Consider the following 24,427-nt stretch of genomic DNA (forward strand, 5'->3'; position numbering starts at 1 on the left):
CCGGAGTGGTTATGGGCAATCACCATGACAGCATCGCCCTCGACTGGGTTCGGGGCGAGATACAGGACACGCTGACCCAGGGTCAGTATGCACTGGAAGCGTATGTCGAAAACCGAGACGACACCGCGCGCCTGCGCTTCTGCCTGAATTATCTTCATCAGGTGCATGGCACCCTGCAGATGGTTGAGCTTTTCGGCGCAGCCCTGCTGACCGAAGAGATGGAGAAGCTGACCCAGGCCGTGCTAAACGACACCGTCGCCAATGTCGACGAGGCCGTCGAAGTGCTGATGCAGGCGATCCTTCAGCTGCCCCAGTATCTGGATCACCTGGCCAGCAGCCGGGATGATTTCCCAATGGTGCTGCTGCCCCTGCTGAATGACCTTCGGGCTGCGCGCGGCGAAGCCCTGCTGTCAGATACATCCCTGTTCAAACCTGATCTGAGTCGCTCGCACATGCGAGTCACCGGCAAGGTGTCCCAGCGCCTTCAGGACCCGAAGGTCCTGGGTCATATCCGCAAACTGCGCCAGATGTACCAGTTTGCCCTGGCCGCCGTAATCCGCGAAGAAGATCTGGCAGCCCATTTCGATTACATGCAGAAGGTCATCCAGCGCCTTATTCGACTGTGCCAGAAAACGCCGCGTGGCGAGCTCTGGAAAGCAGCCAGCGCCTTTGTTGAGACCCTCCAGGCACACGTAAACCCGGTCAACGCTGCGGTTAAATCCCTGCTGCGGGAACTCGACAGCGAAATTCGTCGACTCACCGATGAACACGCCGACATCCTGCAACAGCCGGCGCCTGAGGCGCTGCTAAAACACCTACTTTATTACGTCGCCCGGGCCCGGGACCTGGAAGCACCCCAGGTCCAGAGTTTGCGGTCTGAGTACCAGCTGGACCAGGCCCTTCCTTCCGAGGACGACGTAGACGCTGCCCGCAGCCGGGTTTCCGGCCCGGGCCGCGAAGCAATCCACTCGGTGGTTAGCGCCCTCAATGAAGAACTCACCAAGCTCAAGGACCAGCTCGACCTGTTCGTTCGCGCCGAACAGCGCCAGAACAGCGAATTGGAGGACCTGCTCCCCGGTCTGCGTCAGGTGGCCAACACCCTGGCAGTGCTGGGGCTGGGTATTCCCCGCAAGGTAGTGACCGAACAGGTCGAACTGATCAACAAGCTTAGCAACCAGATGGAGCCCGTCGACGATGGCACCATGATGGACATTGCCGGCGCCTTGCTCTACATCGAAGCCAGTCTGGCTGGCCTCGACAGCGACGGCCAGTCTGACGACGACACCGACAGTGACGAAGGCCAAACGGTTAATCTGGGTTCCCGGGAACTTGGCGAAGCCAACAGCGCACTGCTGCGCGAATCCCGGAACACCCTTGAGCAAGTCAAGACAGCCATTGTCAATTTTATTGCCTCCCAGTGGGATACCCGGGAAATCGAGCACGTGCCCGGACTGCTGCACAGCATTCGGGGCGGCCTTGGCCTGATTCCCCTCAACCGCGTTGCCGACATGCTGGCCTCCGCCGAGCGCTACCTGACGGACGTGTTACTCAGTGGCAAACAGGTACCCGACTGGAAGGACCTCGACACCCTGGCCGATGCCGTCACCAGCATCGAATACTATCTGGAGCGTCTGGCTGAAGGCATTGGCGAGAACGAAACCATCCTGAAAGTTGCCGAAGACAGCCTGGCATCGCTTGGCTTCCCGGTCGGTGCCGATCCGACCTGGTCCGAAGCCAACGCCGACGACTCGATTCCGGTCATCGAAGCCTCCGAAGAAGACGCTGTCTCTGCCGCACCCGAAACCGCGAAATCGTCTGATCATGAGCTGCTGGACGACGAGATCCTGGGCATATTTATCGAAGAAGCCGAGGAAGTCCTCGAGACCATCCACGAATACTACCCGCAGCTGCGTCAGCATCATGACGACCACACCGCACTGACCGAAGTGCGCCGCGCCTACCATACCCTCAAGGGCAGTGGCCGCCTGGTTGGCGCCACCAGCCTCGGGGAACTGGCCTGGTCGGTAGAAAACCTGCTGAACCGGGTCATTGATCGGACCATCAAACCCACGGACGAGATGTTTTCCCTTATCGATGAGGTCAACACTCGGATTCCGTCACTAATCAATGAATTCCGGGACGGCCTGGCCACCGGCGACGTTGATGAACTGATTCAACGTGCCGAGGCGATGGCCACCACCCGCCGCACCGAACTGAACATCGAAGAAAGCACCGAAGAAAGTGCTAAAGATAGCAGCGAAGCCACAGAGGCGGCGGAACAGCCAGCTGAAACTGAAAACACCGAAACACCAGCACCCGAGCTAGCTGCCGAAGCGCCAGTAACCGCAGGTTTCGCCGACGACGATGATCTGATCGACGATGAAATCCTTGAGATTTTCATCGAAGAAGCCGGAGAGGTTTTGGACACCGTTCGTGAATACCTGCCGATGCTGCTGCGCCAGCGCGATGACCGCACTGCGTTGTCGGAAGTTCGCCGGGCATTCCACACCCTCAAGGGCAGCGGACGAATGGTCGGTGCACTGGTCGTGGGTGAACTGGCTTGGTCAGTGGAGAACATGCTGAACCGCGTGATCGACGGCAGCATTTTCATGAACGATGACGTTGCCGGTCTGCTTGAAGAAGTCACTGCGGCCTTGCCGGCCCTGGTCGAAGATTTCGAGAACCGCCGGGCGCCAAGCAGCGATACCAGCGAGCTCCAGGCTCGCGCCAATGCCCTGGCCAACGGTGAAATTCCCGATGCCAGCAGTATGCCCGCCTCCGAAACCGAGGTTGAGCCTGGTGACATTACTGACACGACCAAAGCCGGCCGCACTGACGCCGAGGTCGACCCGGTGCTGCTCGATATCTTCGAGAGCGAAACCGACACCCACCTGCAATCGCTCAAGGATTTCCTTGCCGCAGCTGGTGACAAGACTTCGGTTTCCTACACCGATGATCTCTCCCGGGCCCTGCACACCCTCAAGGGCAGCGCCCATACAGCAGGCATTGCGCCGATTGCCGAAGTAATCACCCCGCTTGAGCGTTTCGTCAAGGAATCCCGGGCCCAGAACAAACGCGCGGACCGCGAAGTGGTGTCCTGCATCGCGGATGCCTGCAGCTTCCTGACCGAAGGCCTGGCCCAAATCCGGACCAATCCTCAAGCGCCGCTGCCAGGTACCGACGCGTTCCTGGCGAAACTGGACCGGCTCTCCCGCGAGAACCTGCACCGTTCCCGTAGCGCCGGTAGCGATGTGCCGGAACAAGAGGCCCCCTCGCAACTGGTGCAGCTGTTCTTGAACGAAGGTTTGGACATCGTTCTGGACGCCGACCGGATTCTCGACCAGTGGGCCAGCAACCCTCAGCAAACCGAGTCGCTCAACACCTTGCGGACAGAACTGGAACAACTGACCGAAGGTGCCGCAGACGCCGGCCTGCACGACGTCTCGTCGCTGTCTGGCGCACTTAAGGAAGCCTATGACAAGGCTGCCGCCTCCGAGCAGGCCGTGCCGAATGAAGCCTTTTTTGAGACCGTGCGCGATGCCCACGAACAGCTGATCAACACCATGGATCAGGTTGCTGCGGGACTTTCGACCGAATCCAGCGACAACATCCTGGCACGCCTGGAAACCCTGATTCAGGATCAGGCTGACGTCGACCAGGCCAGTGAACAGGCTGAGGTTATCAACCAGGAATTCGCTGAAGACCTGGAAGCCATCGATCTTGGCCTGGATCTGGAAGAGATCGAGCCGGCAACTCCGGAGACTGATGCGTCGCATGAGGCTACCGAAGCGACCGCACCTTCCGACGCCGAGGAGTCCGACGACGAGCTGGATCAGGAGCTGGCGGAGATTTTCCTTGAAGAAGCCCGCGACCTCATCGACAGCACGGCGGACGCGCTGCAAAACTGGAGCGAAAACACCCACAACCTGGATTTGCTGCGGTTGCTGCAGCGGGATCTGCATACCCTGAAAGGCGGGGCACGCCTGGCTGACATCCCATCCATCGGCGACCTGTCCCACGAACTGGAAACGCTGTTTGAAGGCCTGACTGAGCAGCGGCTGTCGATCAATGACGACCTGTCTGACCTGTTGTTCCGGGCACACGATCGTCTTGCCGGCATGGTCGAGGCACTGGAAGCCTCAGAAACACCTCGCCCGGCACCGGATCTGATCGGTGAAATCCAGGCTTACATGGACAACGCCGACGGTTCCCGCCCGGTTACCGACGTCAGCACAGCATCTGATACGCCAGCGGAAGACGAATCGCTACCGCTCCCGGATCTTCAGGAGCAAGAGGAACCGGCACCAAGCGAGGACCTGGCGTCCGAAGACAATGTTACTGATCTGTCTCACCTGGACCCAGAACTGGTGGGCATCTTCCTGGAAGAAGCCTACGACCTGATCAATTCCACAGGCAGTGCGCTACACTCCTGGAGCGAAGACCCGTCCAACCGGACCGTTGCCGCAGAGTTGCAGCGCGATGTGCACACCCTGAAAGGCGGTGCACGCATGGCGGGCGTCGAGGCGATTGGCGACCTGACCCACGTCCTTGAAGACCTGTTCGAGAAAGTGGCCGAAGGTCAGCTGGACGCCAGCGACGACATGAACGACCTGCTGTTTGCCTGTCACGACCGGCTGGCACAGATGGTTGAGCAAGTTGCCACCCAGAAGCCCTGCCCACCGGCAGATGAGCTGGTGGCCAAGGTTCAGGCAATCCTGCGTGGCGAGCAGCTGGCCGGAGAGCCAGCACCGGCGGAGCCTGAGTCCGAGGTGTCCGAGTACGACACCGATGAGCACGAAATCGAGGCCGAGCAGGCCCCTGCGGAACCCGAGCCAGAAGCCAAAGCGGAAAAGCTGACCGCCATTACTGAATCTCTGGCCAACGCCAATGACGACGACCTGATTGGTATCTTCCTGGACGAAGGTCTGGAGATCCACAGCGCCATCGGAGAGTGTCTTGCCCAGTGGCGCGATGAGCCGGATGAGCTATCCGGTGTGACCCAGCTGCAGCAGGAACTGCACACCTTGAAAGGTGGTGCCCGACTCTCAGACGTCGATCCGATCGCTGACCTGGCCGAGGCCTGGGCTGACGCACTGGATCCCCTGATTGCCGGCTCCAACAACCAGCAGGCCCTGTTGGCACTGAGTGGTCGCGCTCTGGATTCGCTGAAGGCCATGCTCACCACTCTGGAGGATGGCAAGCAGCCAGAAGCTGATAACCCACTTATCGAAGCTCTGCGAACAGCCCACGATGTAGCCGCAGCCGATACCGGAGCGGCACAGCCGGATCCGGCGGGGGCCGAACAACAGGTAGACCCGGAAGTTCTGGAAATCTTCCTGGAAGAAGCCGGCGAAATCATGGATCAGCTTGAGCAGCTGCTGGACGACTGGCACAAAGAACCGTCCAACCATACCTTCAATCAGGAAGCCCAACGCGCGCTGCACACCTTGAAAGGGGGTGCCCGCTTATCACAACTGGCGCAGCTGGGGGATAAAGCCCACGGCCTGGAAACCCGGCTGATTGACCTGGGTGGCAATGCCCCCAGCGAAAGCCAATGGCAGAGCATTACCCAGGATCACGACGCCATCATTGCCATGGTGGCGGGCATCCGGAAACGCTTCGAATCCGGCGATTCCGCACCGGAGCCGACCCCGGCACCCGAACCAGCCCCGGAACCGAGCCAGACACCGGATGCGAACCTGCCCAAGCCCACCAAAGCACCGGCGAAGCCACAGGCGAAAGCACGCAAGAAGGCGGCCGATAGTCAGCGTGCGGCCCAGGAAACCATCCGGGTTTCTGCGCCTCTGCTGGATGAACTGGTCAACCTGGCTGGCGAAACCAGTATTACCCGTGGCCGTCTGGAAACCCAGACCAGCGACTTCGGCCACACTCTGGATGAAATGGCGGCCACCATTGAGCGTCTGCGTGAGCAGCTGCGCCGCATGGAAATCGAGACCGAAGCCCAAATCCTGTTCAGTGCCGAGAAAGAGCACGGCCCAGACTACGGCGATGACTTCGACCCGCTGGAGATGGACCGCTACTCGTCTATCCAGCAGCTGTCCCGAGCCCTGACCGAATCCTCATCGGACCTTGCCGACCTGCGCGAGACCCTGTCCGACCGGGTTCGTGATACCGAAACCCTGCTGGTGCAGCAGTCGCGGATCAATACGGAACTGCAGGAAGGTCTGATGAAGACCCGCATGATTCCGTTCGCCTCGATGGTGCCGCGCCTGCGTCGTATCGTCCGCCAGATCAGCGGTGAGCTGGGCAAGAAAGTGGACTTTGATGTCCGCAACGCCGAAGGCGAGATGGACCGCAACATCCTCGAACGGATGATTGCACCGCTGGAGCACATGCTTCGGAACGCGCTCGACCACGGCATTGAGGCGCCGGCGGATCGGAAGGCCCACGGCAAGCCAGAAACCGGTGAAGTGGTGTTGTCCCTGACCCGCGAAGGCGGTGACGTGGTGCTCCGGATGATGGACGACGGCAAGGGCATTCCCTCCGATGTCATTCGCGACAAGGCGATCCGCCAGAATATGATGCGTGCGGATGAAGATCTCACCGAGCGGGAGATCCTGCAGTTCATCCTGCAGCCCGGCTTCTCCACTGCCCAGCAGGTGACCCAGATTTCCGGCCGCGGTGTCGGCATGGACGTGGTCGCCAGTGAAATCAAACAGCTCGGCGGCAGTCTGGATATCGATTCCGCCGCTGGCCGCGGCACCACCTTTACCGTGCGCCTGCCGTTTACGGTATCGGTCAACCGCGCCTTGATGGTATCGACCGGTGAAGACTTCTACGCCATCCCTCTCAACACCATCGAGGGCATTGTGCGGGTCAGCACCTACGAGCTGGAGGAATACTACAAACCTGACGCGCCGATGTACGAGTACGCGGGTCAGGAATACCGGCTGCAGTACCTGGGCAACCTACTGAACAGTGATCATCAGCCGAAACTCCAGGGTCAGGCCCTGCCGTTGCCGGTGATCCTGGTGCGCGGCGCAGAACAGCCGATGGCCCTGCAGGTAGACAACCTGATGGGTAGCCGGGAGATTGTCGTTAAATCCCTCGGCCCCCAGTTCAGTTCAGTGAGGGGCGTGTCCGGTGCGACCATCCTTGGTGACGGTAACGTGGTCGTGATCCTCGACCTGCCAGCGATGATTCGTTCCGACATCCTGTCCGAACGCCAGCGCCTGGCCAGCCTTGAGAAAGCCCGTGAAGCGGCACGCTACGAAGAGCAGGTCACCACCGTCATGGTGGTGGATGACTCGGTCACGGTACGAAAGGTCACCTCGCGCCTGCTGGAACGTAACGGCATGGAAGTAGTGCTGGCGAAAGACGGCCTGGACGCGGTGGCGCAGTTGCAGGACCACAAGCCGGACGTCATCCTGCTGGATATCGAAATGCCGCGGATGGATGGTTTCGAAGTTGCCAGCTTTGTTCGCCACGACGATAACCTCCGGGAGACACCGATCTGCATGATCACCTCCCGGACCGGCGAGAAGCACCGGGAGCGGGCCATGGCCATCGGCGTCAACGAATACCTGGGTAAGCCGTTCCAGGAAACCGAGCTGCTTGAGACCATCAAACGGCTGACCGGTAACCAGTGATGGCCGGCCAGTGTGGCCGGCCCAGAGTCGGGATTGTCTCGGATATCGTGTTGCAGCGGCATCGGCTGCAGGCCGCGACGGCCAAGGTGGGACTTGATGTCTGTTTCTCCGGGGACCCGGAGCGATTGCTGGGCTATCCCGAATTTCCGGCAGCCGGGCTCTGGCTGGTAACGCTGGAAGACGAAGCCGATCACCCGGCATTGTTTGATCATCTGCTGGAGAATACCGACGCACCGGTGCTGTTTGGCCTTGATCCGGCGCCCAAGCCCGGCGGCACCGACTACTTCCGGTGGGAACGCCGCTTGCTGAGCAAGCTGGAAGATCAGCTCGGCGATCTTGAAGAGCTGGATTCCGAAGCCAGCATCGAGCAGCTGGATGTCCAGGTACCGGCAACAGCCACACCGCCGACCCTGCCGCACTGGATAACGCCCGCCACCCCAGGCTCTGTTGCCGAGGAAATCTGGATTCTCGGCGCCTCGCTGGGTGGGCCTTCGGCGGTCAAGTCGTTTCTCGATCACCTGCCACCGGGCCTGCCCGTTGGTTTTATTTATGCCCAGCACATCGACAACAATTTCACCGAGGTACTGACCCGGGTTCTCGGTCGCCACTCTCATTACGCCCTGAAGCGAGCCAACGAGGGCTACCGCGTTCAGAATGGCGACGTGGTGCTGATGCCGGTGGACCACGAGTGGCGAGTGGACGCGGCCGGGGCGCTGACCGAATTAAGCAGTCCCTGGCCCGGCCCTTATGGGCCCTCCATCGACCAGGTTCTGCTGAACGTCGCCGACCATTACGGTGCACGCTGCCATGCTATCCTGTTTTCCGGGATGGGCAACGATGGCGCCATCGCGGCACCCATGCTCAGAGCCTACGGGAGCCGAATCTGGGTGCAGGAGCACACCAGCTGCGGCAATAGCTCAATGCCGGATTCGGTTGCCGCCACCGGGTGTTCCACGCTCAGTGGCACACCGGAAGAACTGGCCCGGGAGCTGATCAAAACCATTGAAGAATCGTGCCTGCTCAAAGGCCGGCACAAACGGGATTCCGCCTGAGGACACAAGCAATGAACGACAACAGCCAAACACTCTCCTGCGTTATGATCCCCATGGGCGAGCGGCAACTGTTACTTCCAAACGTCTCCATTGCCGAGGTGGTGGATTACGCCAGTTCCTCAGCCGGAACCGACACGCCGGAATGGCTGGTAGGCTTTCTGGACTGGCGCGGTTTGCAACTCCCGGTGATTTCCTACGACGCCGCCAATGGCGGCAGCCTTAGTGTTCCCGGCGCCAATCGGGGACGCATCGTGGTGCTGAACACCATCGGCGAGCACCACCAGCGGCTTCCGTTCATTGCCCTGGTCACCCAGGGTATTCCCAGCCAGGCCCGCCTCACGGAAAGCCAAATCAAACAACTGGACGGCGAAGCCGGACCTGCCGATCTGATGCAGGTCGAGGTCGACGGCGACAACGCCTGGATTCCCAACCTGGAATACCTCGAAGGTCTGGCCAACGAATCTCGCCCCTGATCCTGTTGTGCCATGGCGGGGATTTTTGGAAATGTTATAATGTTTCAAACTTTTCCGGATTCCCGCTATGTCTGCCCGCGCACTGCCCTATCGCCCACACAATCACGATACCTGTGTCACCCAGGCACTCACTGACGCCCGCACTATCTGCCAGGATCGCAACGCTCGCCTGACGCCCACACGGGAGCGGGTCCTGGAGCTGATCTGGCAATCCCACAAACCGCTGGGGGCTTACGATGTCCTGGCCCAGCTGTCCGACGACGGTCACAACGCTGCACCGCCAACGGTTTACCGGGCGCTGGATTTCCTGCAGCAGAACGGCCTGGTACATCGTATTGCCTCACTCAATGCCTTTATTGGCTGTACCCATGCCGGTGAACACCACACCGGCATGTTTTTGATCTGCCAGGGCTGTGGCAACGTTCTGGAACTGACCGCGCCGTCGGTTTCCGGTGCCATCAAGGCCGCCACTGAAGCCGAATCCTTCGCGCTGGATGACATCACCCTGGAGATCGCCGGTCTCTGCCCTCGCTGCCAAAGCGAACGGGGTGAAGAAGGTAAAACAGGAGCGCCGGGCAATGAGTGAGTTACTGGCAACCCTGAACCAGGTCACGGTGGAATTTGACGACCGGCTGGTGGTCGATCGCGTCAACCTGACCGTGCACCGGGGCGACATCATTACCATTATTGGTCCGAACGGCGCCGGGAAAACCACTCTGATACGGGCCATACTGGGTCTGCAGAAAGCCTCCAGCGGTGAAGTCACCCTGTCGCGCAAACTGGTGATCGGCTACGTCCCTCAGCACCTTGCCCTGGAATCGACCCTGCCGCTGAGCGTCAAACGCTTCATGATGCTAACCGGGCGGGCGCTGCCAGAATGCCAGGCGGCCTTGCAGAAAACCGGCGTTAGCCACCTATTGGATGCCTCTGTGCATCACCTGTCCGGTGGTGAGAAGCAACGGCTGTTGCTGGCCCGGGCCCTGGTCCGGGAACCTGACCTGCTGGTACTTGACGAACCGGCTCAGGGCGTCGACATCAATGGCCAGGCCTCGCTGTACGAGCTGATCCGCCAGCTTCGTGATGAGCTTAACTGCGGCATCATCATGATCTCCCACGACCTGCACCTGGTCATGGCGGCCACCGACAAGGTTATTTGCCTGAACCAACACATTTGTTGCAGCGGCCACCCGGCCGATATCTCCCACGATCCGGCCTTCATTGAAACCTTCGGCCCCCGGGTGGCGGAATCCCTCGCGGTTTACCATCACCACCACAACCACCGCCATGACCTGCACGGCGACGTGGTAGAAAGCGAGACGGGTTCGTCCGTTACCGACCATCAGGAGTGCTCCGGCCATGCCCATCATTGACGCCGTGCTCAACGACTTTTTCTGGCGGGCGCTGATCGGCGGACTGGGCGTAGCCCTGGTCGCCGGGCCCCTGGGCTGCTTCGTGGTCTGGCGCCGAATGGCCTACTTCGGCGATACCCTGGCGCACTCGGCCTTGCTCGGTATTGCCCTGAGTTTCCTGATCAGCGTGCCACTGCACGTTGGCGTGGTAATGACCTGCATGGTACTGGCCATCGCTCTGGTGCTGCTTTCCCGAACCCGCGCCCTCGCCACCGACACCCTTCTGGGAATTCTTGCTCACAGCGCCCTGGCCATTGGCCTGGTGACACTCAGTTTCATGCCCGACGTCCGGGTGGATCTCACCGGCCTGTTGTTTGGCGACCTGCTGGCCATGAGCCGGGCCGACCTGTTCTGGATCTATGGGGGTGCTGCGGTGATCCTGACCCTGCTGGCTACTCTCTGGCATGGTCTTCTGATGAGCACCATTCACCCGGAACTAGCCCGGGTGGAAGGCCTGCCGGTGGAGCGTCTGCGCCTGGTCCTGGTCCTGATGTTTTCCCTGGTGATTGCGGTGGCGATGAAAATCGTTGGCGTGCTGCTGATTACTGCCCTGCTGATCATTCCGGCTGCCACCGCCCGACGCCTGGCCCACGGCCCGGAACACATGGTTGGGCTGGCGATGGTGTTTGGTTTCATCGCGGTGACCGGCGGCTTAAGCCTGTCCTGGTACCTGGACACACCGGCAGGCCCTTCCGCCGTAGTGACCGCATTCCTGACCTTCGTGCTGGTCTATGGCACCGCCGGCAAAGCCCGAATCTGAGAATTTCCCAGTCACCTCGGACTGGTCTAAAGTGAAGGAACATCACTGAGGGAGTGTGGCATTCAACTGCCATAACTCGGGAAGACGCGCATGGACAGCACATCGACTCATCCATCGGGCTGGCACCGCCTTTGGCCAGGCCTATGGGTGCCATTGGTCATTCTGATCGTCGGCGTGGCGTCGACGGCGTTCACTGCCCATCAGGAATCACACCGGGCCCGCCAACTGGCCGAGGCTCGTTATCAAGCCGAACACCAGGCCCTGGTTCACCTGTTGCTGGCGCGGGCCCCAGGGCGGGTCAGTGACGATGCGCTGGCGCAACGCGCAACCCGGGAATGGCTACAAGCTGTATTCACGAATGCGCTACCGCCCAGCCTAGGTGTCCGGGTTGATACCTTGTCCAGACACACCAAGCGCCCGCTGTTCCAAATTCGGACCCAAGGTCCCATTGACCCCACGCTGGCTCTGCGTACCGAAGTCAGCTCGGAGAATTTCAGCTGGATGTTGACCACGGTGCCAGCCCGGGCCCTCCTCGAACAGGCCTCCGACACCGCACTCAGAAACGTCTGGCTGGCTGGCGGCTGCCTGACCCTGGTGGCGACCGTGCTGGCGTTGATTCAGTGCCGCCGATTGCACACCAAAACGAAACAGATCTGGGAGATGGAGCTTCAGGAAGCGGGCTTCGACCAGCAAGTCAGCAATCTACAGGTCGAGAAAACCATTCTGCGCCGGGCTCTTGATGACAGTGAGCAACGCAGCCGAGATCTGGTGGCACTGTCCGGAGCGATCATTGGTGAACTCGACGAAACCGGCCACATTGGATTTATTTCGCCGCAACTCGCTGAGTTGCTGGAACGGGCACCGGCCGATCTCGCCGGCCATCCCTTTGAACAACTGATGGTAGCTAACTGCCGAGAGAATTTTAGACGGGCATTGAACGCCGCCCGCGCCGACCAATCCATCGAACGCATTGACGTGCCACTGCATCATGGCGACGGCGAGAGCACTGTCGAGGTCACGCTACGCATCCTTGCACTGACCGACCCGGTGCATGGCCTCAGCGGCTTTCGCCTCAGCGCCGTGCCCCACCCCTGACTTAATGCTCTATGTCAGGGTCTTGTGAGTGCCATCGCACAAAGGCGCCGAACCGGTCTGTTTGCAACCGCAGAACCAGACCCACTCCTTTTTTTCCGCGGTAAATTTTACCGGGGTGAATCCGGTGCCTTTGTGGGAGCCATCGCAAAACGGTTGGTTCTGGCTTCGGCCACACGCGCACCACAGGTAGTTTTTACCCGCCTCAACCAGCACGGAATAGGGTGTCTTACTGGCCACCAGCGCCTTGTCATCACTCATACCGCCTCCGGTCATAATCTTGCCCTCAGATAGAAGCAGTATAGACAATGACCCCAAGGCACTTGCCTGGCCACTCATTGCCGGTTATTGTATATGCACTTTCTAGCATATACGGATTTAGGTATATACATGAGCGCTGAAGCAAACAACCAGAGAATCCGCCCAAGCAACACGGATGGCGCGTAATGGGCCTGTTCGAACGCTACCTCAGTGTCTGGGTCGCCCTGGCCATTCTCCTTGGCATGACCACCGGCAGCCTGTTCCCGGACGGGTACGAAGTCATAGCCAACCTGACCTACGCACACGTGAACCTGGTCGTCGCCGTGTTCATCTGGGCCATGATTTACCCGATGATGGTCCAGATCGACTTTTCGGCAATCCGACAGGTGGGCCGCGAGCCGCGCGGGCTGGTGCTGACATTGGTGGTGAACTGGCTGATTAAACCCTTCACCATGGCCGCCCTCGGCTGGCTGTTCTTCAAGGTGTTGTTCGCGGGGATGATTGATCCGGCCACCGCCACCGAATACATCGCCGGGATGATTCTGCTTGGGGTCGCGCCCTGCACCGCCATGGTGTTCGTATGGAGTCAGCTGACCCGAGGCAACGCTGCCTATACCCTGGTTCAGGTGTCGGTGAACGACGTCATCATGGTCTTTGCGTTTGCGCCGATTGCCGCGTTGCTCCTGGGCCTGTCCTCCATCACCGTGCCCTGGCAGACGCTGTTGCTGTCTGTTTTGCTGTATGTGGTCGCACCCCTGATTGCTGGCGTACTGACCCGACGCTATCTTTTAAGGCAGGGCAAGCAACGCCTGGACGGATGGCTACACCACAGCAAACCGACCACGGTGCTCGGGCTGCTGGCAACCGTGGCCCTGCTGTTCGGGCTTCAGGCCGAGCGCATCCTAGACAACCCGGTCGCGATTGGGCTGATCGCGATACCGCTGCTGATCCAGAGCTACGGCATTTTCGTCATCGCTTATCTGGCCGCCCGAAAGCTGCAACTGCCCCACAATATTGCGGCGCCGGCCGGGCTGATCGGTACTTCAAACTTTTTTGAACTGGCGGTGGCCGTTGCAATCAGCCTGTTTGGGCTGACCTCGGGCGCGGCCCTGGCGACCGTGGTCGGCGTTCTGGTGGAGGTTCCGGTTATGCTATCGCTGGTGGCCCTCGCAAACCGGACCCGACACTGGTTTCCTCAGCCAATCTCATCCTGACACACAATCACCCTGGCCCAGCGCTATAGGAGACACTGTACATGAGCACCATCAAAGTAGGCATTAACGGCTTTGGCCGAATTGGCAGGCTAGCGTTGCGTGCCGCCTGGGACTGGCCAGGCATTGAGTTTGTAGCCATCAACGACCCGGGCGCGGATGCCGGAACACTGGCCCACCTGCTCACCTTCGACAGTATTCACGGACGCTGGAACCGGGACGCCGGCGTGGAGGGCACTCATATAGTGATCGACGAACGCCGTATCCGGGTGACCCACAACCGCACCATCGCCGAGACCGACTGGTCCGGTTGTGACGTGGTCATCGAAGCCAGTGGTGTGATGAAGAAGGTCGACGTGCTACAGGCCTATCTGGATCAAGGCGTCAAGCGGGTGGTGGTTACTGCCCCGGTGAAAGAGGCCGGCGCCAAGAACCTGGTCGTAGGCGTGAACGATCACCTGTTCGACCCGGGCACCGATCGGATCGTTACCGCCGCCTCCTGCACCACCAATTGCCTGGCGCCGGTGGTCAAGGTGATCCATGAAAAACTGGGCATCAAGCACGGCTCCATCACCACCATCCATAGCCTGACCAACACCCAGACCATCATCGACGCCCCACACAAGGACCTGCGCCGGGCCCGGGCCTGCGGCAGTTCGCTGATTCCGACCACCACCGGCTCGGCCACCGCCATCATCGAGATCTTTCCGGAGCTGAAGGGCCGGCTCGATGGGCACGCGGTCCGTGTCCCCCTCACCAATGCCTCCCTGACCGACTGCGTGTTTGAAGTCGACACGCCAACGGACCGGGACACCGTAAACCAATTGCTGAAAGAAGCCGCCGAGGGCGAACTGGACGGGATTCTTGGCTACGAGGAACGGCCGCTGGTGTCCATCGACTACCAGACCGATCCCCGCTCCTCGATCATCGATGCGCTGTCGACCATGGTGGTCAACGACACTCAGGTCAAAATCTACGCCTGGTACGACAACGAATGGGGCTATGCCAACCGCACCGCCGAACTGATGCGCAAGGTGGGCGCTGACTGACATGACCGCCGCCATCCGACAGTATCTGGTCATTACCGGCAATTACTGGACCTTTACCCTGACCGACGGTGCCCTGAGAATGCTGGTGGTGCTGCATTTCCACCAGCTCGGCTACTCACCGCTGGAAATTGCCCTGCTCTTTGTCTTCTACGAGTTCTTCGGCGTGGTCACCAATCTGCTTGGAGGCTATCTGGGCGCGCGCATGGGCCTCAATCGCACCATGAATCTGGGCCTGTTGCTGCAGATCGTGGCGCTGGCCATGCTGGCCGTGCCAGCCGCCGCCTTGACAGTACCCTGGGTCATGGCGGCCCAGGCCCTGTCCGGCATTGCCAAGGACCTGAACAAGATGTCAGCCAAGAGCGGCATCAAGCTGCTGGTCTCGGATGCCGAGCAGGGCAAGCTCTACCGCTGGGTGGCGCTCCTGACCGGCTCCAAGAACACCCTCAAGGGCGTGGGTTTCTTCCTGGGCGGCGTGCTGCTGATGGCGATCGGGTTCCAGGGCGCGGTCATTGCCATGGCTGCGGTGCTGGTGCTGATCTGGCTATCAAGTCTGGTGCTGCTGCAGCAGGAGCTTGGCAAGAGCAAGGCCAAACCCAAGTTCACCGACATCCTGTCCAAGAGCCGCCCGATCAACCTGCTCTCGGGCGCCCGACTATTCCTGTTCGGCGCCCGGGACGTCTGGTTCGTGGTGGCCCTGCCGGTGTACCTGCACACGGTGTTCGGTTGGGATTTCTGGCAGGTGGGTGGTTTCATGGCCAGCTGGGTCATTGGCTACGGTATCGTGCAGACCCTGGCACCACGCATCACCGGCGATCAGGCCGGACGCCTGCCGGCGGTGCTCTGGGCCGCGCTTCTGGCGGTAGTTCCGGCGGCCATTGCACTGGGGCTGACCACCGGAGTCTCACCGCAGGTGGCGGTGGTTGGCGGGCTGCTGCTGTTCGGTGTGCTGTTCGCCATCAACTCGTCCCTGCACAGCTACCTGATCGTCAGCTATGCCCGGGGCGACGGTGTGTCCCTGGACGTTGGCTTTTATTACATGTCCAACGCCGCAGGTCGGCTGCTTGGCACCGTGCTGTCGGGCTGGGTCTACCAGGTTTACGGTCTCGAGGCCTGCCTATGGCTCTCCTGCGGGCTGATCGCTCTGGCCGCACTGATTGCCACCGGGCTGCCGGAACGGCGCCCGGCTCCGGCCTGATGCTCAGAGCGGACGCAACACCTCGGTCAGCTTGCCGGTCTCGGTCAGTTCCATGAACTCGTCACCCAGGCGGTCGCTCTCCGCGATCGCCTTGTGCCAGGATCGTTCCCGGCCCCGATCATCGTTCACATAGGCCTCAAAATCCTTCCGGTCCGGCAGCTTTCGGTCAGGCAGGGTCTCCAGGTATTCCTTCGACGGCGCCACCAACACCACGTCCTGTAACCGGGTGGCATCGCCGCGGCGCCAGGGAAGGGTCTTGTCAAACCAGCCCGGCACCACCTTGTCGGTGAAGTGCGGGTACAGAATCACCCCGGGCTGCTCGTAGGGCAGGTCCAGGTGATAATCCAACAACCCGCCGTCCCGGTACACCCCCTCAGGCGCACCCGGAATATTGCGAACCCCGGACATCACCATGGGGATGGACGCGGAGGCCAACAGGGCCGGCAACAGGTTGTCACGGGTCAGGGCCACTTCGTGGCTGGGAAAATCAATCAGCTTGGAGACAGGGGCCTTGAGCCGGGCGTCGTGCAGAATACCCCGCTCCATGAATCGGCCCAGGTGACGACGGCTAACCATGTTGGCACTGATGGCGTTCATCAGCCCTAGACTGAGCCGGCCCCGGGTATCGTGTTCGAGCATCCCCAGACTGCGCACCACCACGACATTCAGCCGATACCAGGGATGGTTGAGAATGTAATCCTCACAACCGGCCAGCAGCGTTTCCAGGAACAGCACACTCTTGCGACTGACTTCCGCTGCGCTGACGCCCTTGGCAAACCGCTGGGAGGTATAGAGTTCGGCCAGTTTCGCCAACTGCGCCTTGGGATTGTCGGAGGAGGCTACCGCGGCAAAGCGCCAGCTGCCAATGGACGAGCCAATCAGCGAACGCTCCTGCGGGACTGCCGGCAACCAGTCGCCGAAAATCGCTTTGTCCAGGCCACTAAGCCCGAGGGCTTTGGGGCCTCCAGCGGCCCCAGGAACAACATGGACATCTTCCGGACCCAGTGGCTTGTCTTTCAGCCGCTGCATAGCACGCCGACCGGCTCGGATCGTCAGTGCTGGCGGCCGGGTATGAATTGCGGTCATGTGGCATTCCCTCTCGTCAAGGCGCGAAGTTTAACGAAGCAACGCGTACACAGCCAAGCGCAGGCCGCCAAAATGTCGGGAATAGCGACAGTTAGTGCTTCTTTGTCAGAAAGCTCATGCTACTATTTGAATAGTTCTAAACTGGCAGCAGTCGGTGTTTCCTAGGCAGCGGGAGTATGCTGTGAATCTGTTTTTCCCAGGTGACCAAATCGCCCGCAATCCTACCCTTGCCGTTCTGGGCTTCCGACGGCAACTGATGTACCACCTTCACTTCTGGGCATTTGTTGCAATCGCTCCGCTGATCCTGGTGCAGTGGCAGCAGGAGCATTATCTGCTGTCCGGCCTTCTGATTCTGTTCTGTTTGAACGCGCTCCTGGTGATCGCCTTTTTAAAGTTTCGCAATACTTACTTTCTGAACGGGCGTCTCTTTCCGCTCCTCGCCATGATTGCCGCCGGCTACTCCACCGTGATCAACGGCCACTCCGGCCTTTACTGGGCCTATCCGGCCGCAACCGCGCTGTTCTTCCTGCTACCCCTGCGCGAAGCCGCCGCCAGCAATATCGTGTTCATCTCGGTAATGGCCGTCATTTCCTTCCTGTACCTTCCGGAAGCCGAATTCTGGCGGATTGTCGTGTCTCTGGCGCTGACTTGCATCTTCGCCATGGTCTTTGCCTGGCTGGTGGGCAAACTGCAGCAGGAGCTGACCTGGCTAGCCACCACCGATCCGCTTACCGGCTGCCTGAACCGATCTCAGTTGGCCGACGTCCTGAATACGCAAATCCAGATGCGGGAGCGTTACGAACGGGTGTCGAGCCTGATATTACTGGATCTGGATTTTTTCAAGGCCATCAATGATGAGTGGGGGCACCAAGCCGGTGACCAGGTGCTGAGAGAGATGGCGACGCGACTCCGCAAACGGCTTAGGGAAATCGACCAGCTGTTCCGAATCGGCGGTGAGGAATTCATGATCGTACTGCCCGAGACCCGCCAGCGTGACGCCGACACCCTTGCCCATCAGCTCCTGGCCAGCATCAGCGCGCGGCCATTCCTGAACAACGTCAAAGTGACTGCCAGCGCCAGTGTCGCCGAGGTAAGCCAGGGGGAAACCTGGTCGGTGTGGTTAAACCGAGCGGACCAAGCGCTGTATCAAGCCAAGTCCAAAGGCCGGGATCAGGTGGTCAACGCCCAGCGGCCGTCACCCTCTGCCGCCGGCACCCTGCCGGATTCGACGACGACCTGAGCAGGGACAAACCCTAACCGACCCGCTTGCGGAACTCCCGGTAGGCCCCGAAGACATCCCACGGACATTCGAAATGGGGGTAGTGCCCAATGTTCCTCAAGCTGACAACATCCGGATTGGCAATCAATTCGCGGTATCGCCTGGCCATGGCTGCGCCGGACACCGGGTCCGCCGTGCCCGAAATCAGCCGCATCGGCTGACTGGCGTTTTGCAGGGCGCGAACCCAGCGATTGCGGTGACAACGCCGCTCTTCCATGAAATGAATGAGTTTATGCAGAATGCCACGGCCATTGTTGTAGGTCAGCAGATGCCAGAAATCCTCCATGTCACTCTGGTCGGGCGGATTCTGGCTGCCAAACAGGCGCCGGAAACTCCGCTCGAAACTCCGGCGAGTCAGACCGCGGCTAACCAAACCACCCAGAGGGCTGCGCAGGAGTTTCTGAATAAGCAGCGGGTGATGCACTTCCGGGAACAGGGCGCCATTCAGGAAACAGACACTGGCAATGGCAAACGGCAGCGCGCCTTCCTGTTCCCGCGCCAACAACTCCTGGGTCACACTGCAACCGTAGTCGTGGGCAAACAGATGCACAGAGCTCAGCCCCAGGCCCTCAATCCAACCCTGAACAAGGTCGGCCTGGTCTTCAATGCTGTAGGGGTAGTTAACAGGCTTGTCGGAGAATCCAAAGCCAAGCAGGTCCAGAGTCAAGACACTGTATTGCTGGGTCAGCATGGGCCAGACCCGGCTCCAGTCCCAACTGGCGGTGGGAAAGCCGTGCAGCAAAACCAGGGGCTCGCCCTGGCCGTTCATACGGCTGAAAATGGCATGGCCTTCGTACTTGAACCACTTGCCTCCCTGCTGCCACCCATCGAGGGTGCCCTCTTCGTGCCTGGGCACGGCCTTTCGGGCATCGGCGATCACCTGCTCCATCCTTTTTCCCCGGGGATATTCCAGCCCCAAACTGTAAAACAATAGCGTGCTGGCTGCCATAGTCTGTGGCTCGTTTCAGGCCATTGGGACCTGTAAGTGGTCTTTTCCCCATCACGTCGCGTAAAGCGTAGAGATGACAGACAAATTGCCTTAAGCTTTGGGCCACGTAAGACACAGCAGACCGGAATTGATTATGACCAAACTCCTTGACGACCTCGCAGGCCACTACAGCGCCATCATTAATGGGCTAGGTGAAGACACCGGCCGCGAAGGTCTGCAAGACACACCCATGCGTGCCGCCAAGGCCATGCAGTTTCTCACCCAGGGCTACCAGCAGAGCCTGTCCGACCTGGTTAACAACGCCGTATTCGAATCCGCCATGGACGAAATGGTTGTGGTTCAGGACATTGAGCTCTACAGCATGTGCGAGCACCACATGTTGCCGTTCATCGGCAAGTGCCACATTGCCTACCTGCCCCAGGGCCGGGTGCTGGGACTGTCCAAGTTTGCCCGTATCGTCGACATGTACGCCCGTCGCCTGCAGATCCAGGAAAATCTGACCCGGCAGATCGCTGAGGCAATCGAAGAAGTTACCAACGCCAAGGGCGTTGCGGTGGTTATCGAGGCGCAGCACATGTGCATGATGATGCGGGGCGTCGAAAAGCAGAATTCCCGCATGAAGACCTCGATGATGCTGGGCCAGTTTCGCAAATCCCAGGCAACCCGCAGCGAGTTCCTGAACCTCATTGGTAACAACCGCTGATTCCAACCGGATAACGGAGGCGCTATGACAGACGTAACCGGCAACCATCAGGCCCGGGTCCGCATTAAAGATCTGCTGCTTCGGGCCTACATTGGTATCAAGGAAGAGGAGATCAACAATCAGCAGGATGTGCTGATCAACGTCTGTCTGACCTACGATGCGACCGACGCCATCAACGAGAACGAAATCTCGGCAGCTCTGAACTACCGCACCATCACCAAGCAGATCATTCACCATGTCGACGGCAATCGGTTCGCCCTGCTTGAGCGCTTGACCCATGAGGTGCTGAGTATTGTCATGGAACACGCGGCGGTACAGTGGGCGCAGGTGGAAATTGATAAGCCCCACGCGCTACGCTATGCCGAATCCGTCTCGGTCTGTCTCGAGGCCCATCGCTAAGCAATCCCGGTAGCAAGCACCCATGCCACACGACTCACCGACCCAGCTCCGGGCTATCCTGGAGGACGTCCGAACAATTGCCCTGGTCGGCGCCAGTGAAAAGACCAACCGCCCGTCCCACGAGGTCATGGTCTATCTGCAACAACACGGTTACCGGGTGCTGCCGGTTAACCCTAGGATTGCCGGGCGCCAGCTACTGGGTGAAACCGTGGTGGCCGATTTGCCGTCGCTGCCTGAGCCGGTCGACATGGTGGACGTGTTCCTGGCCCCGGAACGCACCGATGCCATCATTGATCAGGCCATCGCGCTCAAGATCCCCACACTGTGGTTGCAGATTGGTGTGATCAACGAAACTGGCGTTGCCCGGGCCGAAGCAGCCGGACTGATCACAGTGATGGATCGCTGCACCAAACGGGAAATTACCCGCCTGGGTCTGCCCCCCATTTTGGCCTGAATTCACCAGTAAGATACTGAGAACCGGTGCCCACTGTCGTTTCCGGGCTGTGACTCACTGCCCCGCTCTGCCATAATCGGGACCCCATGTCCGGGTTCGGATCGGTTCAGTGATGGAGTAACCTGTGAGCAAACCGGCATCAGCCACCAGAATCCTCGTACGAGGTCTGTTGAGTCCCGTCTTTCCGGTGCTGATATTCCTGGTGTTCCTGACGCTGGCTACGGTTCTCCGCCATGGCATGGAGCAGCAGGACAACCGCCAAATCGCTGCCAACCTTGAACACGAAGCCGAAGCCATGGCCGCTGGCCTTGAGCGCGAATTCTCCATCCACGTAAAAAACCTCCAGCGCATGGCTGAGCGCCTGGAAGTCATGCCGGAAACCCCCGAGTCCGTCTGGAATGCCGATGCGAGGCGTTACCTCAAGGATTACGGCGTCTATCAGGCAGTGGAATGGATTGACCGAAACTTCATCATTCGTTGGCTTGAACCCGTTTCAGGCAACCCGGATGTCATTGGGTTCAACGTCGCCTTTTCTGAGCAACGCCGACAGGACCTGGAATCGGCGCGCACAACCGGCAAACCCGACATCTCAGGCGTCGTCAGTTTGAAACAGGGTGGGCAAGGCTTTGTGATCTATACCCCGGTCGGCACCGGCACCAACAACAATGGCTTTATTGCCGGTGTCTTCCACATGGAAGTCCTGGCACAGCAAATTCTCAGCAGCCGTATCCTCGAATCCTTCCAGGTCGACTTGATCAGCGGCGACACCCGAACCTATCAAATGACACCCTCAGACGGCGTAAGCGAGATCTTCGCCCACACCGAACCGGTCAATCTGCCAACCCTGGACTGGTCGTTCACTCTGCGTCCTACCAAAGAGTGGGTTCAGAGCCGACACAGTGATTGGCCCGCCATGACCTTCGGCTCACTGTCCCTGCTCGGACTGCTGACCAGCCTGACCGCCCTATTGGTACAGCTGATCCTGAAGCGCAATCGTGCCCTGCTGAAAACCCGCATTGAGCTGGACCGGGAGATTGACCAACGCAAGATTATCCAGCAGGACGTGGCCCGACTGGAATCCACCGATACTCTCACCGGGCTCGCCAATCGCCGGTTTTTTATGGAGGATCTGGCCCACACCCTGAGCATTGCCGACCGACAGATGCGCCAGGTGGCCCTTGTGTTGCTGGATCTCGACCGCTTCCAGATGCTAAACGACTCACTCGGCCACCAGTTTGGTGACGAACTGCTGATCAAGATCTCTGAGCGGCTCAATGGACTGAGCGACGAGCGTATTCTGGTGGCCTATGCCGGTGGGGATGAGTTTATGCTGTGCCAACAGCAGGTAGATGGCGTCGACGACGTCATTCACCTATTGGGTGCGGTCAAACAGTGTTTCGAAGCGCCTTACGAGGTGCAGGGACAAGCCCTTAACGTGACTGCGACTATGGGCATTGCCGTGTATCCGCAAAGTGGCCTGGATGCCGACACCCTGTTGCGCAACGCGGACATCGCCCTTTACCGGGCCAAGGATCAGGGCCGTAACACCTATCAGTTTTACACCGAGGGCATGCAGGACCGGGAAGTCATGCGTCTGGAACTGGACAAGGATCTGAGCCAAGCCCTCCGCAACGATGAATTCGTGCTGTTCTACCAGCCGCAGCTGGATCTGGATCGCAGTGAAATCAACAGCGTGGAAGCCCTGATTCGCTGGCAGCACCCCCGCCGCGGTCTGCTTTCACCGGTCGACTTTATTCCGCTGGCGGAGGAGAGCGGCCGCATCACCGATATTGGTCGCTGGGTGGTGATGGCCGCCTGCCGCCAGCTCGCCCAATGGCAGGACACGCCTTATGAACACCTTCGGATTGCAGTGAATTTGTCCGGTCGGGAACTGGACGACGAGGAGCTGGTGGATCACATTCGTGAGGCTCTGGAGTCCGAAAATGTGCCTGCCGACCGCCTGGAAGTGGAGCTGACCGAGGAGGTGTTCATCCAGAACATAGAGCGCAACCGGGACCAGCTGTACCGATTGCAGCAACTGGGCGTGCATCTGGCCATTGATGACTTTGGCGTTGGCTATTCTTCACTCGGGTATTTGCGCGACTTCCCGGTCGACGTTCTCAAGATTGACCGCTCATTCATCAATGAAGTCACCAAGCGTCACGACGACGCGGTGATCACCCGCGCGGTGATCAATCTGGCCCATAACCTGGGGATGGATGTGGTAGCCGAGGGCGTGGAAACTGAGGAGCAGCTGGCCTTCCTGAGGAACAATCACTGCAATGTTGCCCAGGGTTATCTGATCAGCCGGCCCATTCCCGCCGTAGGACTTGAACAAGCCATGGCCGAAGGTTCGCTGCTGAAGGGTATTGCCGTGAATTCGGAATTGTAATCCCGTCACACCAACCCCACCATTAGAGACACACTCCCCGGGTAAGTTGTTATGACATCGAAATACCTGACCCCAGAACAGGATCGTGATATCCGGCGCTGGGAGCGCTGGAACCGCAATTATTTCATCCTCGCCTTTCTGGCCCTGATCATCATCTTGGTGTTCAGCAGTCAGCTGGGTCTGTCCAGCGGAACCAGCTGGGGCCCGCTCGGCGTGCTGCTTGCGGCGATCGTTGCCCCCATCATTGTGCTGCAACTGCGGCTGGCCTGCCCTGCCTGTGGCCACAAAATCGGTTGGCAAGCCAAGCTGATGGCGCCAGACCAGTGCAAAACCTGCGGTACCTTCCTGCGCGCCAAAGGCCAGTAAGCCTCCTCCGAAAAAAACCCTTGACCTGTGAGTTGCTCACAGGTTTTATTGTTTCCTATAAGCTGCATTTCTATGCATGCCGTGCCCGATTGGGCGCTGTTCGTGCCTGGGTACCTGTCCTTCCGAAACCCGCTCAAGCACGTCCCTGTGGCGCTTGAGCTCCGCCATCCATGGCTACGCACAGTTTCGGAAGGACAGGCACCCAGGCACTCGTTCAACCTTCTGAATGGGTTTGAGCTATGAAAGTCAAAGACATAGCAAACGCTGCTGCCGTCAATCCGGATACCGTGCGGTTCTACACCCGTGAAGGGCTGTTAAACCCGAGCCGGAATCCGGACAACAACTACCAGCAATTCGACGCCGATGACCTTCGGCGCCTGCGTTTTGCGCGTAAGGCCCGGCAGCTTGGATTTTCGTTGCCGGAGATCCGAGCCATTCTGGATCAGGCCGAGGATCATCATTCGCCCTGCCCCATGGTGCGCGAGGTTTTTGAGCAGCGCCTGGCTGAAGTTGAGCGGGAAATCAGCGAACTGCAGGCACTGCGCAAGCGCATGACCTCCGCCCTCACAGCGTGGCAGGACATGCCCGACGGTACGCCGGATGGCCACACCATTTGCCGGCTGATTGAGCATTGGGACGACACACCCACAGTGAGTCCAGCAACCGTGAACGGCAACGAGGAGTGAG

At 59.8% G+C, this 24,427-nt stretch carries 20 protein-coding genes; 17 read left to right on the forward strand and 3 right to left on the reverse strand.

What is annotated here, in order from left to right:
* Positions 1–11: 11 nt before the first annotated feature.
* The 7 genes from QUE89_RS16525 (at position 12) to QUE89_RS16555 (ending at position 12,399) form a co-directional block, all read left to right on the forward strand.
* Positions 12–7,610 carry an Hpt domain-containing protein gene (locus tag QUE89_RS16525; RefSeq protein WP_286221120.1) on the forward strand — a complete coding sequence of 2,533 codons (7,599 nt, stop codon included), beginning with the start codon at positions 12–14 and terminating at the stop codon, positions 7,608–7,610.
* On the forward strand, positions 7,610–8,662 hold the full coding sequence (locus tag QUE89_RS16530; protein ID WP_286221121.1) for a chemotaxis protein CheB: 1,053 nt from the start codon (positions 7,610–7,612) through the stop codon (positions 8,660–8,662). Before QUE89_RS16525 ends, QUE89_RS16530 begins: the two co-directional genes overlap by 1 nt.
* A gap of 11 nt (positions 8,663–8,673) precedes the next feature.
* The gene (locus QUE89_RS16535) at positions 8,674–9,135 is read left to right on the forward strand and encodes a chemotaxis protein CheW (protein ID WP_138438360.1); all 462 of its coding nucleotides are present in this window, start codon (positions 8,674–8,676) and stop codon (positions 9,133–9,135) included.
* A gap of 67 nt (positions 9,136–9,202) precedes the next feature.
* Positions 9,203–9,721, forward strand: coding sequence for a Fur family transcriptional regulator (locus QUE89_RS16540; RefSeq protein WP_286221122.1), 519 nt, complete (start codon positions 9,203–9,205; stop codon positions 9,719–9,721).
* Positions 9,714–10,505: a zinc ABC transporter ATP-binding protein ZnuC gene (gene znuC / locus QUE89_RS16545; protein WP_286221123.1), complete on the forward strand. Its 792-nt coding sequence runs from the start codon at positions 9,714–9,716 to the stop codon at positions 10,503–10,505. Before QUE89_RS16540 ends, znuC begins: the two co-directional genes overlap by 8 nt.
* A complete protein-coding gene (locus tag QUE89_RS16550) occupies positions 10,492–11,304 on the forward strand; it encodes a metal ABC transporter permease (protein WP_286221124.1) in 813 nt (270 codons plus the stop codon). The genes znuC and QUE89_RS16550 overlap by 14 nt, the downstream gene beginning before the upstream one ends.
* 90 nt (positions 11,305–11,394) lie before the next feature.
* A complete protein-coding gene (locus QUE89_RS16555; protein ID WP_286221125.1) occupies positions 11,395–12,399 on the forward strand; it encodes a PAS domain-containing protein in 1,005 nt (334 codons plus the stop codon).
* Positions 12,400–12,408: 9 nt separating this feature from the next.
* Here QUE89_RS16555 and QUE89_RS16560 read toward each other — a convergent pair whose 3' ends face one another.
* Positions 12,409–12,657, reverse strand: a complete 249-nt coding sequence (locus QUE89_RS16560) for a CDGSH iron-sulfur domain-containing protein (protein ID WP_286221126.1) — start codon at positions 12,655–12,657, stop codon at positions 12,409–12,411.
* 185 nt (positions 12,658–12,842) lie between these two features.
* On the opposite strand from QUE89_RS16560, the gene arsB reads away from it, so the two are divergent.
* From arsB to arsJ, 3 genes are read left to right on the forward strand one after another with little or no spacing between them, the layout of a single operon-like run.
* Positions 12,843–13,871, forward strand: coding sequence for an ACR3 family arsenite efflux transporter (gene arsB / locus QUE89_RS16565; protein ID WP_286221127.1), 1,029 nt, complete (start codon positions 12,843–12,845; stop codon positions 13,869–13,871).
* 41 nt (positions 13,872–13,912) lie between these two features.
* Positions 13,913–14,917 carry an ArsJ-associated glyceraldehyde-3-phosphate dehydrogenase gene (locus QUE89_RS16570; protein WP_286221128.1) on the forward strand — a complete coding sequence of 335 codons (1,005 nt, stop codon included), beginning with the start codon at positions 13,913–13,915 and terminating at the stop codon, positions 14,915–14,917.
* A 1-nt stretch (position 14,918) separates the two neighbouring features.
* Positions 14,919–16,112, forward strand: coding sequence for an organoarsenical effux MFS transporter ArsJ (arsJ, locus tag QUE89_RS16575; RefSeq protein ID WP_286221129.1), 1,194 nt, complete (start codon positions 14,919–14,921; stop codon positions 16,110–16,112).
* A gap of 3 nt (positions 16,113–16,115) precedes the next feature.
* Here arsJ and QUE89_RS16580 read toward each other — a convergent pair whose 3' ends face one another.
* Entirely contained in the window at positions 16,116–17,198 is a 1,083-nt protein-coding gene (locus QUE89_RS16580; protein WP_286221130.1) for a patatin-like phospholipase family protein, read from the reverse strand.
* A gap of 181 nt (positions 17,199–17,379) precedes the next feature.
* Between QUE89_RS16580 and QUE89_RS16585 the strand changes: the two genes are divergently transcribed.
* Positions 17,380–18,438 carry a GGDEF domain-containing protein gene (locus QUE89_RS16585; RefSeq protein WP_286221131.1) on the forward strand — a complete coding sequence of 353 codons (1,059 nt, stop codon included), beginning with the start codon at positions 17,380–17,382 and terminating at the stop codon, positions 18,436–18,438.
* 13 nt (positions 18,439–18,451) lie between these two features.
* On the opposite strand, the gene QUE89_RS16590 is transcribed toward QUE89_RS16585, so the two are convergent.
* Complete coding sequence (locus QUE89_RS16590; protein ID WP_286221132.1) at positions 18,452–19,366, reverse strand: alpha/beta fold hydrolase; 915 nt, start codon at positions 19,364–19,366, stop codon at positions 18,452–18,454.
* A 193-nt stretch (positions 19,367–19,559) separates the two neighbouring features.
* On the opposite strand from QUE89_RS16590, the gene folE reads away from it, so the two are divergent.
* From folE to QUE89_RS16620, 6 genes are all read left to right on the forward strand, one after another.
* Positions 19,560–20,129 (forward strand): GTP cyclohydrolase I FolE, encoded by a 570-nt coding sequence (folE, locus tag QUE89_RS16595; RefSeq protein ID WP_286221133.1) that lies wholly within the window; start codon positions 19,560–19,562, stop codon positions 20,127–20,129.
* 24 nt (positions 20,130–20,153) lie between these two features.
* Positions 20,154–20,528: a dihydroneopterin triphosphate 2'-epimerase gene (gene folX, locus QUE89_RS16600; RefSeq protein WP_203299345.1), complete on the forward strand. Its 375-nt coding sequence runs from the start codon at positions 20,154–20,156 to the stop codon at positions 20,526–20,528.
* A gap of 22 nt (positions 20,529–20,550) precedes the next feature.
* Positions 20,551–20,982: a CoA-binding protein gene (locus QUE89_RS16605; protein ID WP_286221134.1), complete on the forward strand. Its 432-nt coding sequence runs from the start codon at positions 20,551–20,553 to the stop codon at positions 20,980–20,982.
* Positions 20,983–21,106: 124 nt separating this feature from the next.
* Positions 21,107–23,374 (forward strand): bifunctional diguanylate cyclase/phosphodiesterase, encoded by a 2,268-nt coding sequence (locus QUE89_RS16610; protein WP_434784081.1) that lies wholly within the window; start codon positions 21,107–21,109, stop codon positions 23,372–23,374.
* A 51-nt stretch (positions 23,375–23,425) separates the two neighbouring features.
* Complete coding sequence (locus tag QUE89_RS16615) at positions 23,426–23,740, forward strand: hypothetical protein (protein WP_286221136.1); 315 nt, start codon at positions 23,426–23,428, stop codon at positions 23,738–23,740.
* A 239-nt stretch (positions 23,741–23,979) separates the two neighbouring features.
* Complete coding sequence (locus QUE89_RS16620; protein WP_286221137.1) at positions 23,980–24,426, forward strand: MerR family transcriptional regulator; 447 nt, start codon at positions 23,980–23,982, stop codon at positions 24,424–24,426.
* The last annotated feature ends 1 nt before the right edge of the window (position 24,427 follow it).

Origin of the sequence: Marinobacter sp. LA51, from assembly GCF_030297175.1 — a bacterium.
Classification (GTDB): domain Bacteria; phylum Pseudomonadota; class Gammaproteobacteria; order Pseudomonadales; family Oleiphilaceae; genus Marinobacter; species Marinobacter apostichopi.

Bases quoted from the DNA above. Each gene is read 5' to 3' on its own strand.
- QUE89_RS16525 (WP_286221120.1), top strand. From the start codon at position 12: ATGGGCAATCACCATGACAGCATCGCCCTCGACTGGGTTCGGGGCGAG.
- QUE89_RS16530 (WP_286221121.1), top strand. From the start codon at position 7,610: ATGGCCGGCCAGTGTGGCCGGCCCAGAGTCGGGATTGTCTCGGATATC.
- QUE89_RS16535 (WP_138438360.1), top strand. From the start codon at position 8,674: ATGAACGACAACAGCCAAACACTCTCCTGCGTTATGATCCCCATGGGC.
- QUE89_RS16540 (WP_286221122.1), top strand. From the start codon at position 9,203: ATGTCTGCCCGCGCACTGCCCTATCGCCCACACAATCACGATACCTGT.
- znuC (WP_286221123.1), top strand. From the start codon at position 9,714: ATGAGTGAGTTACTGGCAACCCTGAACCAGGTCACGGTGGAATTTGAC.
- QUE89_RS16550 (WP_286221124.1), top strand. From the start codon at position 10,492: ATGCCCATCATTGACGCCGTGCTCAACGACTTTTTCTGGCGGGCGCTG.
- QUE89_RS16555 (WP_286221125.1), top strand. From the start codon at position 11,395: ATGGACAGCACATCGACTCATCCATCGGGCTGGCACCGCCTTTGGCCA.
- QUE89_RS16560 (WP_286221126.1), bottom strand. From the start codon at position 12,657: ATGAGTGATGACAAGGCGCTGGTGGCCAGTAAGACACCCTATTCCGTG.
- arsB (WP_286221127.1), top strand. From the start codon at position 12,843: ATGGGCCTGTTCGAACGCTACCTCAGTGTCTGGGTCGCCCTGGCCATT.
- QUE89_RS16570 (WP_286221128.1), top strand. From the start codon at position 13,913: ATGAGCACCATCAAAGTAGGCATTAACGGCTTTGGCCGAATTGGCAGG.
- arsJ (WP_286221129.1), top strand. From the start codon at position 14,919: ATGACCGCCGCCATCCGACAGTATCTGGTCATTACCGGCAATTACTGG.
- QUE89_RS16580 (WP_286221130.1), bottom strand. From the start codon at position 17,198: ATGACCGCAATTCATACCCGGCCGCCAGCACTGACGATCCGAGCCGGT.
- QUE89_RS16590 (WP_286221132.1), bottom strand. From the start codon at position 19,366: ATGGAGCAGGTGATCGCCGATGCCCGAAAGGCCGTGCCCAGGCACGAA.
- folE (WP_286221133.1), top strand. From the start codon at position 19,560: ATGACCAAACTCCTTGACGACCTCGCAGGCCACTACAGCGCCATCATT.
- folX (WP_203299345.1), top strand. From the start codon at position 20,154: ATGACAGACGTAACCGGCAACCATCAGGCCCGGGTCCGCATTAAAGAT.
- QUE89_RS16605 (WP_286221134.1), top strand. From the start codon at position 20,551: ATGCCACACGACTCACCGACCCAGCTCCGGGCTATCCTGGAGGACGTC.
- QUE89_RS16615 (WP_286221136.1), top strand. From the start codon at position 23,426: ATGACATCGAAATACCTGACCCCAGAACAGGATCGTGATATCCGGCGC.
- QUE89_RS16620 (WP_286221137.1), top strand. From the start codon at position 23,980: ATGAAAGTCAAAGACATAGCAAACGCTGCTGCCGTCAATCCGGATACC.